Raw genomic sequence first — 15,890 nt, 5'->3', positions numbered from 1 at the left:
GCACCTCTACGAAATAACCAAAATTCTCACAAAGCCTGCGCTAGCGCAAACGCAACCATCTCAACACATATTCGATGAAGTTAATCGATCTCAACGCTCGTCGAACCGTGGCCGCGGCTCAACGCAGACCTCGCAGAAAGCTAAAGTGTGCCGTTAGGCAATTACTCGGCGCCATCAAAGCAACTGAATCAGAAATGAAAGTAATCGTCGCCGACCCAATGCCGGTTGTACTCAGGCGCACTTTGAACTCGGTACTCATGCTACACCTTCGAAGAATTGAGCGCCCGCTGGCGGCAGTGCCAGGTCACCTTTGCACAGTGAACGCAATTCTCTTTTGGGCGCATCGCGATGCATTGCCTTTACCCGGTTGCCCGCCGCACTTTTTTAACCATTTATATGAATCTGTATTTCTTCTAGGCGACTATTCCAGGCTGGACGAAAATGGCCCGGCGGCATCCGCCAAGGTCACCGCCTCACGTCCACGCTAACCGACGCTTAGCCCTATCGCGCGGCTTGATCAGCCCGTTTTCGTCAGCTTGAAGTCCTCTCCATTGATCCTGCTGGAAATGCTTATATTTCCCGCCGGGTGTTCATGCAAGATGACATTGATGATTTTCGGATCGGACCCGATAGAGTCGTGCGTGACCTGGATGATGTCCTTGATGAGTTGTTCACGCTGAACCTGCGTCAGACCGTTCTTGATATGGCATTCGATAAAAGGCACGATATTCTCCAGATGCCCCTATTTGAGGCGGTCGACGAGTTCTTTGTCGTTCGCAGCGCCTTCTACATACTCCGGAAGGTGCTCGCCGTGTTCGACGAAATTTATTCCCCGTCCTTCGCGGATCACGAAAAATATGTCGTCCCTGGTCTCACCTGTTGCCGCGCTGACCACGCGCAGCAAGCCAGCAGCAAGTTGTCGCTTCTGTTCGTCTGTCCGTCCGTACCGCATGTCACAAGAAATGAGGGCCATTTAAATCTCCTAAGGATAACTATGGTCATTGAATGCCCGGATGTTTCGCCGGGAACCGTGGTTCTGGACTTACCCTCGCCATGAGTTGCATGAGCTCCTTAACCGGGTGTTGATCGAGCTTCGAGACCAGATCAACAATCTGGTCTCGAAGCTCCTGGTCCGCGTATTGCTCGCTCAACCAGTTGAATTTCTCGACCGTACGCTCCCACGTGAACGGCTTATCAAGGCCACCTTCGAAGCCGACGTGCTCCTTGGAGAAAACGCGGCCGTCGTTGCATTTGATCGTCACCCTGACGTTCAATGCCTGCGGATACTGCGCCGTGAATCCGGCGTCCGGCCGCACCGTCACTTTCCTGAGCAGCGCCCGCGCGTCGGCCGCCTGGACCCGCGCCGGTTCAAGTTGAGCGGGACCCACCTGATCATCAAGCAATGCCACTGCAATCAGATACTTGAGGTTGTAGTCGGCCTGCTCCTTGGTCTGCGGATCATCCTTTGGGCCGAAGCTGCCACCACCCGCAATATCGAAACCGCTCTGGAAGATGTCACAGAGGACTTCGTCGACCTCATCGCTTTTCACGTCGTGGCTGCGCTTGAGATCAAGCGTTGCCTCAAGGACGGGCTGACCATGAATAAGCGAGCAGTACTTCTTCATGACCGTCTGGTGGATGATCTCCAGCTGGTGGTCATCCCAGTCCACATCGATAGGCTGATTAAACATTCGCACCAGCCCATTAGGCCCCTCGAAGAGGCGAAGCGGACCTGTGAAACCACGTTTGGCAAGGGACGCGGAGTAGATAGCTCGCATGCCGGTAATGGCCGGCGAAAAACCCTTCCACTGCGAGACCGGCTCGGAGTGGACACACGCCAACGATACGTTATCGACGGTCGCAATCGCGATTGCATGAGCGATTTGATCGGCATCGAGACCGAGCAGTTTGCCCGACCCGGCGGCAGCCGAGACGGCGAGTTGGATGGCATGGTTGAACCCTTTCGCCATTACCGGGACAATCGCGGTGATGCGGCACCCAATTTGATAGGCAACTGCGAGGGCGAGCATGAAGTCCTCGCCACTGGCCGACGCGTGGTCAGCCGCGGCCAGGATCGTGCCGAAGTTGTCACTCGGATGACAGAGCCCCCCTGGAGACATATAGCTGTCCAGGAGATCCACATATCGAACAAGGCCTGAGTTGTACAGCGCGGCCTGGTCCGGCGAAGTAGTGCCGCCCCCGATCAATGAGCACGATCCCGAATGGCCGTACTCTTCGAACTGCTCTCGAAGAGCCTTGAACTGCGTCCCGGGTAGCGCGGCAATCGCGCAGCCCAGACTATCAAGGATATTTCGCTTGAACACACTCCGGGCAGGTAGCGTGAGTTGGCTCACACGCGCGTCGTAAGCGAACCTTCCGATACGTTGAACGGTCGTGGGTGTACTCATCTGGAAAAGGCCTCAAGAAAAATTGTGGATCTCATGGAGCGACAAGGCGTTTTGCAGCGTCAGGTTGGCGCCTTATCTTCAGACGACATCAGCTCTGGCCAACGCATGAGTGCCTGGCTTACTTCAGGCTTGCCCGCTCCCCGAAAGCCGGTGAATTGACGCTGCCTGCTTCGATATTTTCATTCCGACCGGAATCCAGCCCCGGATCGCCATGCGATCGATACGTAAAACCTCATGCAAATTCTCACCCAATCCCAATGAATATCAAGCGAATCTATTAGATAGGGTTATCTATGCGGGAGATACCTTCCGCTGCTTTCAAACTCGGCGGCAGCACGCCACTCACCCACGCATGGGCTCAATGCTATTCAGGTTTGCGCATTTTGCACGAGCTATCAGCGTGCTCCATTCTGTCATTCATACAAATTTAGTTATACGAATTTAATTGCCATACGTCCAACATTGGGTTGGCGAAAGCGAGCGTGAGTCCACGCGCATCGAGTCATTTCCGGAGCGCGTGCTGGTCGCTCAAGAAAGACATACTTCCATTGAAAATGGCTAGAACGACATGCGATGAGAAAGGACTTGGAGCGAGATTGTTCGCTAGTGGAAACAATGATTTTTCACCCGGACGATTCCTCGAATCGCCCGGGTGTCCTAGACTAGGTTCATCCGGAATCAGCCACGTTGATCACGTGAATTCCCGCGCCCCTACTACTGGAGTAAGCTCATGCCGTTAATCCGCTTCGACATTATTGAAGGAAGAACAGACGCCGAGATCACGACCTTGCTCGATGCCGCGCATCGCGCTGTTCTGACTGCCTTCGCGGTTCCAGAAAGAGACCGCTACCAGGTAGTCACGGAACACAAGCCTTCGCGCGTTATCGCGCAGGATACTGGCCTCGGAATCACGAGAACCAGTAATCTCGTCCTCGTATCCGTTGTTACCCGTGCGCGCTCGCAGGGATCGAAGCAGATATTCTATGCGGAACTCTGTCGAGAGCTCAAAGAAGCATGTAACGTTGAGCCGAGCGATGTGATCGTATCCTTCACAACCAACTCCGACGATGACTGGAGTTTCGGAAACGGAGTCGCGCAATACCTGACGGGCGATCTTTGATCCCTTTGGTCAGTTTGGTCCCTTTGGTCTGTTTGGTCCTAAAGCCAGTTCTGACCATGCCCTTTTGTCCTTGGCACGTGGCTCTACGGATCAAGTCAGATAAGACGGCAACAGGTCAGCCGAGGTCCTTTATGCGCCTAGCCTTTCCATCACGAAGTCCACAAAACTGCGCACGCGCGACGACAGATGCCGGCCATGCGGATAGAGCAGGATGAACGGTCGCGAACAACCGCCATACTGAGGGAGCAATTCATTGAGCGTTCCGTCCGCGATGTCTCTCTCGACAACGAACCGATAAGTCTGGAATATCCCTGCGCCGTGACGCGCCAAGGTCACCCCGGCAAGCACATCGCCCGACGATCCATAACCTCCACGCGTCGCGATTTCCACGCAGCTGCCGTCTCGACTGAACTGCCACGGTATGTTGCGACCGCTACTTGGCAACTCAAACTGGATGCACTCGTGGTTAATCAGATCGTCCGGGGTTTGCAGTTTGTGGGCTCTCCGCAAATACGCAGGAGACGCCACGACCACAAGTTCCGAATCCTCGAGCTTTCGCGCGATAAGACCCGAATCCCGAGGCGCACGCCCCCGGATCGCCAGGTCAAAGCCTTCGTCCGCGAAATCGATGTTGCGGTTACTGAGGTGCGTTTCGACTGTGACGCCGGGATACCGCTCACGGAATTCTGCCAGCAGGGGAAGGACCCGATAGTGGGCATACGGCGTTGGCATGCTGATTCGCAGGACGCCCGCCGGAGTCGTTTGTTGCCCTGTCGCTTCCCGCTCCGCATCCGCGAGATGTCCAAGCGCCAGCCGGCACTGCTCAAAGTACCGCTTTCCCGCGTCCGTCAGTCGAATCTGTCGCGTTGTCCGGACGAACAACTGGACGCCTAGACGTTTCTCAAGACCCGCTACGGTTCGACTGGCCGCCGCAGGATTCACGCTCGCAGCCGCGGCAGCGGCCGTGAAACTTTCCAGTTCAGCAGCCAGGCAAAACAGTTCGATACTGCCCAGAAGAAGGCCTTCAAATTGACGCTGCATAGTCTCTCGATGATATAAATTTCTACTCTTTTCGGCGCGACGGTTCCCTGTTTGGAACGATAAAGATGTGGCCCATTGATCATGAAATGGTGCCCTAATTTGAGCATTCTTGCCTGCCTTATCGTCACCATCACAGTCCTGACGCGACATTCCAATTGCCGGCTGCACGCCTGATTTGTTCTCGCCACGCAAGACTGTTTGTCCATGGAGGGTATTCGAACTCGACGTCCACGCGCCTAGACTGCGTTCAGCACTTCCGGATGCCGTCGGCCCGGACGGCCAGTAGAGCTGAATCCACTTATTTAGAGGTCTACCATGAGCACTTCACAAAAGGTTGTAGTCGTCACTGGTGCGTCCCAAGGCATTGGCGCAGAACTGGTCAAGGCTTTCCGGGAACGCGACTACCGCGTTGTCGCAACAGCACGAAGCATCAAGCCGTCGGATGACGCGAACGTTCTGACGGTGGCGGGTGATATCGGCGATCCTGATACGGCCCATCGCGTGATTAGCGAAGGCGTGGCACGCTTCGGCCGCATCGACACGCTGGTCAACAACGCTGGCATTTTTATCGCTAAACCTTTTACCCAGTACACCGCAGAAGACTACGCAGCGATTACAAGCGTGAACCTCTCGGGGTTCTTCTATATCACGCAGCTTGCGATTGCCGAAATGGAGAAGAATTCGAGCGGCCACGTGGTCAGCCTCTCGACCACCCTGGTCGAGCATGCCATCAGCGGTGTGCCATCGGTGCTGGCATCGCTGACGAAGGGTGGTCTGAATGCGGCCACGAGATCCCTCGCGATCGAGTACGCAAAGAGCGGTATTCGCGCGAACGCCGTTGCGCCGGGTATCATCAAATCGCCGATGCACGCGCCTGAAACCCACGCGGCGCTCGGGGCGCTTCATCCTATGGGTCATATGGGCGAGATGAGCGATATCGTGAATGCCATCCTGTATCTGGATTCGGCGCCTTTCGTGACAGGCGAGATCCTGCATGTCGACGGCGGCCAGAGCGCTGGTCACTAAGCATTTCCGGGCGCCGACAGTCGGCGCCCCTTTAGTTGAGTACTGGAGGAGAGAGCGAGATGCCTATTGTCACTATTCAAGTTACCCGCGAAGGGACCAAGCCTGGGAACGACTCGGTCACAGCCGAGGAGAAGGCGCAGCTTATCAAGGGCGTGAGCCAGGTACTACTCGACGTATTGAACAAGCCACTTGATGCGACGTTTGTCGTTATAGAAGAGGTCGACACCGAGAACTGGGGTTGGGGTGGATTACCGGTTGACGAATTCCGCAAGCAGCGACGAGCGAAATCGACGTGAATGTTGGGCAGTGCGTTTTGCGTTCAGATTGATCATGCTTTGCACCGCACCGCGCGCATCTGTCGACAATCTGGTGAGCCGCGCGCTTGTCGTGCCGCGGGCGCTCGCGGATTCAAATCGCCCCGCAGTGCCGCTCGATGGTTTTACGCTGCGAGTAAAACCACACCCTAGAAAATCTTGCCGGGGTTCAAAATGCACGCCGGATCCAGCGCTTGTTTAATCGCGCGCATCGACGCTACATCCGCCTCCGAACGCGTCAGGTGCAGGAAGTGTTTCTTCTTGACGCCGATCCCATGCTCCGCGGAAATGGACCCGCGGAAGTCTCGCGTCACGTCGTAGATAACCTGGTCAATTGCATCGTGATCGTGCTTCGGCAGCCCGGGCACGTCCACTACGATGTGGATATTTCCATCGCCAAGATGGCCGTAGATCATGATCGTGGCATCGGGCCATCGGGCGCGCAGTTGCGCCTCGCAGCGTGACGCGGCGTCGCCCACTTGCGCGATAGAAAAGCTGACGTCGTAAGCCGCGTGATTCGGAATGAACCGTTGATATTCGCCGGGTGCATCGCGGATCGCCCAGAACGCCTGTGCATGCGCCTCGTTCGAAGCTAGCGCCGCGTCGGTCACTACACCCTCGTCCAGCATCGCGCCCAAAAACTCTTCGAACGCGTCGCCGTGCCGGACGGGATCGGTACCCACACTTTCCAGCAACACATAGAACGGATGCAGCGAACCAAGCGGAGCACGCAGGGTGTCCAGGTTGGCGAGCACGGTATCGTGATAACCCGCCCACATGACCTCGAATGCCGACACGCCTGGAGCCAGCCCTGCCTGAGCGCGCCGCAGCAGCGTGGTGACGGCGTCGAAGCTGGGCAAGCCACACCATGCGGTAGCCGTTGCCGTGGGCTTCGGACGCAGACGCAGCACCGCGCGGGTGATGACCGCGAGCGTGCCTTCACTGCCAATCAGCAAGTTGCGCAGATCGTAGCCGCTGTTGTCCTTGATCATCTTGTTCAGGCCACCTACGATCGCACCGCTCGCCAGCACGGCCTCGATGCCCAGCACCTGATCGCGCATCATGCCGTACTTGATGACCCGATTTCCACCCGCGTTGGTGGCGAGATTGCCGCCAATAGAACAACTGCCGCGCGCACCCAGGTCAAGCGGGAAATAGAAACCCGCTGCGCTGGCCGCTTCCTGAACCACCTGCAGCGGCGTGCCGGCCTGAACCGTCATGGTGGCCGACACAGTGTCGATCTCCACAATCTGGTTCATGCGATCAAGGCTTAGCGCCACCTCGCCGCCACGCAGATTGGCGCCGCCCACGAGCCCTGTCAGGCCGCCTTGGGTGACGACCGGTTGGGCATAGCGAGCGCAAATCCCGAGCGCAGCCGCGACCTCGCTGGTGTCGCGCGGCCTGATGAGCGCCAGCGGCACCGCGCTCGGTAGTCCACTCCAGTCCTTGACACGGCGATCGCCAAACTCATCCGGCAGCGCTACAACCTGCGCGCTGAGCGCTTCTCGCAACGCACTGACTGCTTCGTTTGGTGCTTCGTTTGGTGCTGCACTTACAGCCATGTCTGTCTCCCTCGATGCACGGCTTCAATCGCGCCGTCGCACTCTGTATCCGATCACCCAATGATATGTCCGCCAACTAACACTACACCGTCACTACACCGTCGATTTCAGCGCAGGCGAATCACCCTACCATCCCGACGGCGAAGTTGCTTACGAACCTCCGTCAAGGGCTTACCCCATATTGCATTTTGTATCGCCCGGTTAGCACGCCGGGTGCGCGATGCGTCATGTAAAAGTCCATGCCTCGTTGCCCGCCGTCTGTGGCAAGCGTGCGGACCGGTTTTGCAGAGGGAACCGTCGTTATCGTTTGGTTACTCGCTGTAGCAAGTGGCTTTGGTCGAAGCTGATAAGTTCGGGACAGTCATGCCGTTCATGCGACATGTCGAGTGCGTGGACAAGTGCATGAATGAGTGCAGCTCACCGGAAACTAAGGGGAAATATGAAAAAGATTGCAGCTATGGCAGCTCTCGCGACAGCGACATCGTTACTTGGCGGTTGCTGGTGGGGACCGCCGCCGGGCCGAGGCGGTTGGGGAGGTCCCGGACACGGTGGCCCAGGCGGAGGGCCAGGCGGTGGAGGTCCGCAAGGCGCTGTTATCGTGCCGCATACGACTTCTGTGACCTGAACATCCATTCAACGCGGTCGGCCCCACCCATCGATCGGTGGGGCGCGCCTGGCATCACTAACAAGCCGCGAAGCCGGAGCCTTCATTCCATAGCCGGTTTGACAGTGCCTTCCAGTTGATAGATCTCCAGCTTTCTATACAACGTGCTGCGCGAAACGCCAAGCGAACGGGCAGCCTGGGCGAGATTGCCATGAGCGCCATACACCGCGCGGGCAATGGCCGCGCGCTCCGTTTCTTCCAGGCTGGTCGACTGAAGCAGTGCCGGTTCCGTCGCGGTGACGGTTGCCGTTTCGGCGAGCAGTTCCGCAGGCAATTCGTCGAGTCCTACCTCCTCTTCCCGCGACGTCAACAGTAAGTTTTCGATGATGTTGCGCATCTCCCTGACGTTGCCCGGCCACGAATAAGCCCGCAGCACGGCCATGACTTCGGGGTTCAGCCGCCTCAACGGAACCGCGTGGCGAAGGGCAAGTCGCCGGTTGAAATGTTCGACCAGGAGATCAATGTCGATGTCCCGCTCGCGCAGCGGCGGGATTCGTATGCGGGTGACGCTAATGCGGTAATACAGATCGCCGCGGAATCGACCGGATTTTACTTCGTCATGCAGATTACGATTGGTCATTGCCAACAAGCGCACATCGACGTGCCGTGGCTGCGTGTCTCCTAACCGATAGACAACGCCCTCCTCAAGCGCGCGCAATAGGACAGGTTGTAGTTCGAGCGGCAGTTCGCCGATCTCATCGAGACAGAGGGTTCCGCCGTGCGCCAGTTCGAACCGGCCGGGTCGGCCCTCTGCAGTCGCTCCGGTAAATGCGCCGTGCACGTGGCCAAATAACTCGCTGCCGATCAGTTCCCTCGACGCCGCCCCGCAGTTGTAGGCGACGAAAGCTCCGCCCCCACGTTCTTCTCCGTGTATTGCGCGCGCGAACAGTTCCTTGCCGACTCCCGTCTCGCCCTCGATCAAGACCGGTACACGTCGGCGGGCAAGCTGGCGACCTCGATTAACGGCGGCGAGCATGACAGCGCTCTGCCCGAGTATCTGGGCGAAACAGTTGCGTTGCGGGTCGGCTTCACTACCAGCCTCGTTACCCGCTTCATTGCGAGCTTCGCTACCACCCTCACCACGCGCTCCGTTCCCAAACGCATTGATGCGCTCGGCAGTCCGCTTGCCCGAGGACCGCGACCGGATCGCGGGAACGACGAGCATTGCACCGATCGTGCTGCCTTCCACCACGACCGGGCTGAACCATTCGGCGCGCAATCCTTGCGGCAGGTGCCGAGCCCAGTCCTCCACGGCGGAGTTCTCGTTCATACCGGGGAACCGCTCTCCTATGCCGACGGGAAGCGGCACCCTGCCCGTCGTATGGACGAGTCGGCCTCGCCGGTCGATGGCGATCATCCCCGCTGCGTCAGACGATGAGAGCCGCTGCAAGCAAAAGGCCAAAAGACGCATATGCTGACGGGCGGACTGCTCGGCGAGCACCATTTCTATCTGGCGGGCCGCCGTAATCGCCAATGTCAGGTTATTGATCTGATAAGTCGAAGGAGGCCCCGAAATATCGAGTACACCTATGATCGCGCCAGTTCCGGGTTCGCAAATCGGCGCCGCCGCGCAACTCCATGACTTGATCCCTTCGCAGAAATGCTCTGAAGCATGAATGTACGTCGGCTCGCCGGTGGCGAGCGCGGTGCCGATGCCGTTGGTGCCCGCCATTGCTTCACGCCAGTCGCCGCCGGTCGTCAGGTGAATCTTCTCGCCGGCCGTCAACGTGCGCAGATCCCCTGCCGCCTTGAGAATCACACCATCCTGATTGGTCAGAAGCAGCATGGAATGTGAATCAGCGAAGAGATCCGCAGTCGCGGCAAAAAGACGATCGGAAGCCGCAAGCAACTCCCGATGACGCCAACGCAAAGCCTCGATAGCGTCCCCATGTACAGCGAACGGGGCAAGGCTTGCAGAAGGATTGACGCCGGACTCCAGGCTACGTTGCCAGGATGCAATGAGAGCAGAGGGAACCGCGACCGCCGACTCGCCCGCCAGGAAACGCTCCCATGCGCGCATGGTGTCGCGGTCGGAGTGGAGGACGTCGGCTTGCTGCGCCTGGGCCATCAGGCCATGCATCACTGCCTGATCGCCAGGACTTGATGCGCTCTCAATTTGATGTCTCGCCACAAGTCTCCTCCGATGCGATTGGTCAACGCGAAACCCCTCTAAGGCAGGCTTCGTCGCGACTCGCTTTTCTGGCATTGCAGCTGGCGCTTCTCGCTATTGAATTCTGTAAGCTGGCAGCAACACCACTGACTAGTATATGCCTAGCTTTTGATCAGGTCCGCTCGGGAAAACACGGTCCGGCCAACCCGACCAACTATTCTTTTACATGACACATAGCGGACACAGTCCAAGCCCTTGCAGCGCAATTCCTGGAGAAAATGACTCAGCGGTTATCGACGTAATAGCCCGCTATTACAAAGCGCGGGCAACCGCGCCAAGCGTTCACGTAAAGCAGGCTTGATGCGTTGTAAGGCTCACCAAGCGGGGAAGCCGGCAATGCATGTTTGCCGCCCGCCGACAATGAAACTCTGTCATTTCGTTCGGATCACGTATTATTTATATTTTGCAACCGGACTCCGCATGGCGACCGGTTCGGTTGCAGTCCGATTATTTCCGGCCGAACAGTTCAGCGCCCCCGCCAAGCGCAGGACCGGCTGTAGGATCAACCGTCTCCGGTTTCTTGGCGATCAGGGTCTGGGTGGTCAGGATCAATCCTGCAACCGATGCGGCATTGCGCACCGCGCTGTAGCTGACCTTCACCGGATCGATGATGCCCGCCTCTATCAGGTTCACGAAGGCACCGGTGCGCGCGTCGAGTCCCATGCCCGGTCTGGATCGCACCGCCTCAGCCACAATCGCCTCGCCGTTCAGGCCGCAGTTTGTCGCGATGTGAAACAGCGGTTTCATCAGTGCCCGCTGCAGCAGTCTCGCGCCCTGCTGGACACTCCCCTGGGTCCGTGAAACGATCCCTTCCAGTTCGGAGGACACGCGCAGCAATGCCATTCCTCCTCCTGGCACGACGCCCTCGGCAATCGCCGCTCGCGCCGCGTTGATCGCATCCTCAATCAAATGAAGCCTGCGTTTCTGTTCGACCGGTGTGGCCCCGCCGGCCAGGATCATCGCCGTGCCACCGGACAGCTTGGCGAGGCGCACCTGGAACTTGTCCCGTTCAACATTCTCGGGCGCCATCTCGTACTGGCGTGCGACCTGCTGGCGACGCGCAACGATGCCGACCGGATCGCCGCCACCGGCTGTAATGATGGTCTGGTTGGCCGAAATCCGTACTTGCCGGGCGCTGCCAAGATCTCGCAGCTCCGTGGTCTCGAGTTTTCCACCGAGGTCGCGGGCGATCACCCGGCCTCCCGTGACGATGGCGATATCCTCGAGCATCGCCTTGCGCCAATGCCCGTATTCGGGTGGATGGATGGCCGCCACGGGAACGCCGCCGTTGTCTCGCCAGGCGAGCAAGCTCACCACACACGCCGGCGCAACCTCTTCCGCAATGATCAGCAGCGGGCGTTTGCTTTTCGCTATGAGCGCCTGGATGGCGGCCACCTCTTCCACCGACTGCAGCCGCTGATCGGTCATCAGAATGAGCGGGTTATCGAGCACCACCTGCATTCTTTCGAGGTCCGTGACCATGTGATGAGACAGGTAGCCACGATCGAACGCCATGCCGTCAACTACCTCCAGACGCGTTTCAACCGTCGTTCCATATTCAACGTCGACAATGCCGTCGGGGCCGACCCGCTCGAGCGCTTCGGCCACCATTGCGCCCGTGACCTCGTCGTTGGCGGCCACTATGGCAACGGCACGCACCTCTTTGCTGCCGCGCAGCGGAGTTGCTGTGCGCTTGAGCGCCGCGATCACCTCGGTGACAGCGACCTCAAGGCCCTGGACCAGTTCGACCGGGTTAGCCCCTTCCGCGAGACAGGCAAGGCCGTCTTGCACCAGTGCATCGGCCAGGACGGTCGCCGTCGTGGTACCGTCGCCGGCCACTTCATTGGTCTGCTTCGATACCTCCCTGACGACCTGCGCGCCAATGTTTTCGAACACGTCTTCCAGTTCGATCTCGTTGGCAATACTCACGCCGTCGCGAGAGATGATCGGCGTGCCGATCGGCCGGTCGATGATCGCATTCATCCCACGGGGTCCAAGCGTGCCGCGTACCGCCTTGGCGAGCTTGGCCACTCCGCGGCCGAGCGCCATGCGAGCCTCATCGTCGTGCAACATGATGTTCGGCATGATTGCGTGTCTCCTTTTATGATTAATTCGTATGACGAATAATTTTAAGTTGATCTGGCCATGCCGATAGAACGAACGAAATGCACCGGCTTGACCTCGACTTGGGGCGCGCATTCAGCTCCGTATCGGGTGGCCAGCAAACCGCGGCATAGCGCACTGTTGAATTCCGCGTTGACGCCAACCCGTCGCAAGGCCCGCAGGTAAGCATGGATCTGGCCGGCATCGAGCAATGCGCCATCCTGGTCGACGAAGGCCAGTTCGTCAGCATACGACTGGACGACCATGCGTCGTTCCAGATAGCGAACGATCAGGCGACGGCCCGCGGAATCGGAAGACAGCGTGGCGAGTTCCGCCACGGTTAGCCGCAGCAGCGTTCCTGACTCATGCCCGTGATCTAGCAGATACGTCAGGAGCGCTTCCTGCCTTCGCTGAAATGCCTTGACCATGAAGGTCCGGCGAACTTCCTCCAGTTCGCCGCTGGCTTCGCTGCCAAAAGTAGCCTGGAACGACAGCCCGGCCGCGACACCGCGATTGATCTCGTCGGCATACATGTGCTCGCCGAGACCCACCGTGACCTTCCTGACCCACGGCAAGGCCGCGACCGCAATACGCATGTCGTCGGCCATCAGGAACGCGAAATTGGCGGCGCACCAGTAGGTCGGCAAGCGGAAATCGATACGAACCTCTCCGCCGGCATGGACCTCCACGCCAGTGACGAAACCCAACTCCGTCACCGACTCGTCGAGTTCGGGGTCGATCACGGACTGGAGCCGCGCCCAAACCTCCTCGGTCCGCTCAACGGTAGCTTCGGCTTGCATGATGGTCATGCCGTGGCCGTCTGGCGCGTGTCAGCCAGCAGCTTCTTCTGCGCATCTATATCGATCCCATACAACCGCGCCGCGTTGAGCCCGAGGATTTTCTTCTTCGCTGTCAGCGACAGTTGAACGCCAGTCTCCTTGCTGACGGATTCAGGGAGTTCGAACGCCATGAACTTCTCGATCAGCCACTTCGGCGACCAGATACCGTAGTCGCTGCCGTACAGGATCTTGTCTTCGCCGATCCAGAAAAGCAGTTCCGAAATCACATGAGCGAAATACTCCGGGCGCGTATGAATGAACGGCAGCACGACCGCGAGGCCGCCATATACGTTGGTTTCCTGGGTCGCGATCCAGCAGAAGTCGTCCAGGCGCGGCAAGCCGCAGTGCTCGACGATGAAGTTCAGGTTCTGAAAGCTCGTCGCTGCATCGTCGACGTCGGCAACATCGAAAGCGTCGCGGTTCAGCGGCAGAATTGTTGGTCCCTTGTGGACATGGATGTTCCTGATGCCCAGTTTTTCACAGCGCTCGAAGTATCTCTGTACGCCCGGGTCCGATAGCTTGTAACCCTTGCTGTCACCGCGCCATTCGGCGGTATATAGCTTGACGCCCTGGATCTTGTAACGCTCGGACAACTCGTCCAGGCGGTCGAGCCCGGCCTCGCCGTCGCGGGGGTCGAACGCGCCGTTGACGATAAACCGATGCGGGTATTTCCCCTTCAACACATAATTCGCCTCGGTCGTGTTGAAGCCGTTCTTGTAGAAGTCCGTCAGATACGTCGGCTGACAGATTGCCATGTCGTCGTAACCTTTGACGAACAGGTCCTCGTACATGGCTTCTTCGCCATATTTGTCGAACTTCTCCTTGGGCCACAAATACTCCTTGGGGCTCAGGTTCGAATGATAGGCATAGAAGCAATCGATGAACTGCTGGCCATGCACATTCTTCAAGTTGGCCTTGCTGCCGTCCCAAAGATGGACGTGCCCGTCGATAATAAAGATCTCTTCACCGTCCGTGGTTCGATACATGACATTGTCTCCGTGGTTGTGCGAAAAGCGACCGGCTTAATTTCATCCAAAGCCAGTCGCGAAGTGCGGTACGGCAAGGACCGGTTCGTCACTCGTAAGCCATGGCGTCGTCCATATTGCCGAACAGCACGACGGTGTCGTCGTCTATCATCACCATCCGCCCGTAATGGGTCGAGGTGGAAATCTCGAACAGATGCGGAGTCATTTCGCGACCAAGCGATTCGCTGATCTCGCTCATCCTGAACTCGATCTTGCCCTGCCCGTCTATACGAATCATCGCGGGCAGGTAGGTCACCGTGATGCCGGGTTTATGCGCCATCAACTCCGCAATGGCGCGTGCCTCGACACTATCGTTCATGGTGACGCCGCACTGATGAGAAATGGTCTGCTCGAAACGAACGTCCTTCATCGACTTGAAGATGTTGTCGGTATGCACTGACATCGTGTACTCCTCTTCCCGGTTAGGTCGTATTACTAAATTGATTGACAAAGGATGGTTCAGACTATGGTTCAGGCCCGGATCGTTAGTGGAAAATGAATGCCGATCTCTCGGGCAATCATCTCGGCACGCTCTATGGAACTGTTCTGGCAGTCATTGAACTGCACCACCTTGACATGCGGAATCGACCAGATCGGCTGCAGGTGCTTAGCGGCCTCGGATGCCAGGGCGCCGTGCTTTTCCAGCCATTCGCCAAACAATTTTCGGTTGGCGTCTCCATGCTTCGGGTCGTTGGCAAGCATGTGAAACAACTCCACCGCGTTGGCCAGATTGCGCTCATAGTCACCCTCGGCTGCGGAAACCACCGTGGGCGTCAGGAAGTCGTTTTGCGACGCGGCCATCTGCATGATGAAACCGCTGCGAAACAGGTCGGCCACCAGCGGCTCGAAGACCACGTTCACCGCGAAGTACTTTTCGAGGAAGTCGGTCGCGCCGCCGATAGCCTCCACTGCCCGGCGCGTTTCCTGCCAGATCGGGTCGTTCAGCCAGTGAGACTTGCCGGCGTCGAGGTCGAGATTCGGCGCGTCCAGTGCGATCTCTCCCAAGTACAACGTCAGGTCCTGAGCGAAACGCAGCTTGTACGATGCGTTCGTCAAGATGGCGCTGTTGATCATCTGCGTCACGCCATAGCGCTGCGCGTGCATGGTCGCGGTACCCAGGCCAAACTCTGCATGCTTGTATGCGCCAAGATGCTGCTCCAGAACCTTGAGCCACGTCTTGTCGAACCGCTTCACCGCACCCGAGCGCCGGGCATTGCCAATAGCGCCGCTGATCATGCCGATGATCGTGGACTGGCGCTGGTAATGAGTGCGCTCCCATTCCTCATCGACCGCGCGGAACTTGTGCCAGTCCGTGCATTTGGCAGCGGTCCATGTTTCGGAATAGGTCGGCGTGCCATCGGCGAACGAGATGATCCAGTCCTGCAGCAAGTAGCGCTTCGGGTCCGGCTGAACGTCGACCGTCATGTCCTCGTAGTGGGTTGCCTTGCGCCCCTTGGGCTCGTAGTAGTTGTACTTGCGGCTGTCCCAGCCAGCGAACTGGGCCGCACCCGCCGCGCCTGATGCAAGCGGTGCCGGTTGCTCTATCGTGGTGCTCATGTCGATCCTCCTTCGTCTTTCAGTTATCGGAACTTCGGGGCTGCAGCGCAGCCGCGAAGCC

At 58.3% G+C, this 15,890-nt stretch carries 14 protein-coding genes; 3 read left to right on the top strand and 11 right to left on the bottom strand.

Translation table 11 applies throughout. The features are described 5' to 3' along the window. Window positions 1-517: 517 nt before the first annotated feature. The 3 genes from SBC1_RS30880 to SBC1_RS30870 are packed head-to-tail and all read right to left on the bottom strand — an operon-like array spanning window position 518 to window position 2,408. Entirely contained in the window at window positions 518-724 is a 207-nt protein-coding gene (locus SBC1_RS30880) for a tautomerase family protein (RefSeq protein WP_165104037.1), read from the bottom strand. A gap of 18 nt (window positions 725-742) precedes the next feature. Continuing rightward, entirely contained in the window at window positions 743-973 is a 231-nt protein-coding gene (locus tag SBC1_RS30875; protein ID WP_031365149.1) for a tautomerase family protein, read from the bottom strand. Between the two features lie 25 nt (window positions 974-998). After that, window positions 999-2,408 (bottom strand): MmgE/PrpD family protein, encoded by a 1,410-nt coding sequence (locus tag SBC1_RS30870; protein ID WP_165104034.1) that lies wholly within the window; start codon window positions 2,406-2,408, stop codon window positions 999-1,001. Between the two features lie 730 nt (window positions 2,409-3,138). On the opposite strand from SBC1_RS30870, the gene SBC1_RS30865 reads away from it, so the two are divergent. Further along, a complete protein-coding gene (locus SBC1_RS30865; protein WP_165104031.1) occupies window positions 3,139-3,528 on the top strand; it encodes a tautomerase family protein in 390 nt (129 codons plus the stop codon). A 129-nt stretch (window positions 3,529-3,657) separates the two neighbouring features. On the opposite strand, the gene SBC1_RS30860 is transcribed toward SBC1_RS30865, so the two are convergent. After that, window positions 3,658-4,569 (bottom strand): LysR family transcriptional regulator, encoded by a 912-nt coding sequence (locus tag SBC1_RS30860; protein WP_165104029.1) that lies wholly within the window; start codon window positions 4,567-4,569, stop codon window positions 3,658-3,660. 315 nt (window positions 4,570-4,884) lie between these two features. On the opposite strand from SBC1_RS30860, the gene SBC1_RS30855 reads away from it, so the two are divergent. Together SBC1_RS30855 and SBC1_RS30850 are read left to right on the top strand one after the other, a co-directional pair. After that, window positions 4,885-5,595 carry an SDR family NAD(P)-dependent oxidoreductase gene (locus SBC1_RS30855; RefSeq protein ID WP_165104027.1) on the top strand — a complete coding sequence of 237 codons (711 nt, stop codon included), beginning with the start codon at window positions 4,885-4,887 and terminating at the stop codon, window positions 5,593-5,595. 59 nt (window positions 5,596-5,654) lie between these two features. Beyond that, window positions 5,655-5,891, top strand: coding sequence for a 4-oxalocrotonate tautomerase family protein (locus SBC1_RS30850; protein WP_165104024.1), 237 nt, complete (start codon window positions 5,655-5,657; stop codon window positions 5,889-5,891). Window positions 5,892-6,058: 167 nt separating this feature from the next. Here SBC1_RS30850 and SBC1_RS30845 read toward each other — a convergent pair whose 3' ends face one another. The 7 genes from SBC1_RS30845 to SBC1_RS30810 form a co-directional block, all read right to left on the bottom strand. Further along, window positions 6,059-7,471, bottom strand: coding sequence for an FAD-binding oxidoreductase (locus SBC1_RS30845; RefSeq protein ID WP_165104022.1), 1,413 nt, complete (start codon window positions 7,469-7,471; stop codon window positions 6,059-6,061). Window positions 7,472-8,178: 707 nt separating this feature from the next. Then, window positions 8,179-10,215 carry a sigma-54-dependent Fis family transcriptional regulator gene (locus tag SBC1_RS30835; RefSeq protein WP_165104904.1) on the bottom strand — a complete coding sequence of 679 codons (2,037 nt, stop codon included), beginning with the start codon at window positions 10,213-10,215 and terminating at the stop codon, window positions 8,179-8,181. A 537-nt stretch (window positions 10,216-10,752) separates the two neighbouring features. After that, a complete protein-coding gene (locus SBC1_RS30830) occupies window positions 10,753-12,390 on the bottom strand; it encodes a molecular chaperone GroEL (RefSeq protein ID WP_165104018.1) in 1,638 nt (545 codons plus the stop codon). 44 nt (window positions 12,391-12,434) lie between these two features. After that, window positions 12,435-13,217 (bottom strand): metal-sulfur cluster assembly factor, encoded by a 783-nt coding sequence (locus SBC1_RS30825; RefSeq protein WP_165104016.1) that lies wholly within the window; start codon window positions 13,215-13,217, stop codon window positions 12,435-12,437. Continuing rightward, window positions 13,214-14,233 carry an amidohydrolase family protein gene (locus SBC1_RS30820; protein WP_165104014.1) on the bottom strand — a complete coding sequence of 340 codons (1,020 nt, stop codon included), beginning with the start codon at window positions 14,231-14,233 and terminating at the stop codon, window positions 13,214-13,216. The genes SBC1_RS30825 and SBC1_RS30820 overlap by 4 nt, the downstream gene beginning before the upstream one ends. An 88-nt stretch (window positions 14,234-14,321) precedes the next feature. Further along, window positions 14,322-14,675 carry an MmoB/DmpM family protein gene (locus tag SBC1_RS30815; protein ID WP_165104012.1) on the bottom strand — a complete coding sequence of 118 codons (354 nt, stop codon included), beginning with the start codon at window positions 14,673-14,675 and terminating at the stop codon, window positions 14,322-14,324. Between the two features lie 68 nt (window positions 14,676-14,743). Beyond that, on the bottom strand, window positions 14,744-15,829 hold the full coding sequence (locus tag SBC1_RS30810; RefSeq protein WP_165104010.1) for an aromatic/alkene monooxygenase hydroxylase subunit beta: 1,086 nt from the start codon (window positions 15,827-15,829) through the stop codon (window positions 14,744-14,746). Between the last annotated feature and the right edge of the window lie 61 nt (window positions 15,830-15,890).

Origin of the sequence: Caballeronia sp. SBC1 (assembly GCF_011493005.1) — a bacterium.
Lineage (GTDB): Bacteria > Pseudomonadota > Gammaproteobacteria > Burkholderiales > Burkholderiaceae > Caballeronia.
The sequence above is the reverse complement of the archived record's forward strand: the minus strand, read 5'-3'. Positions and strand labels throughout refer to the sequence as shown.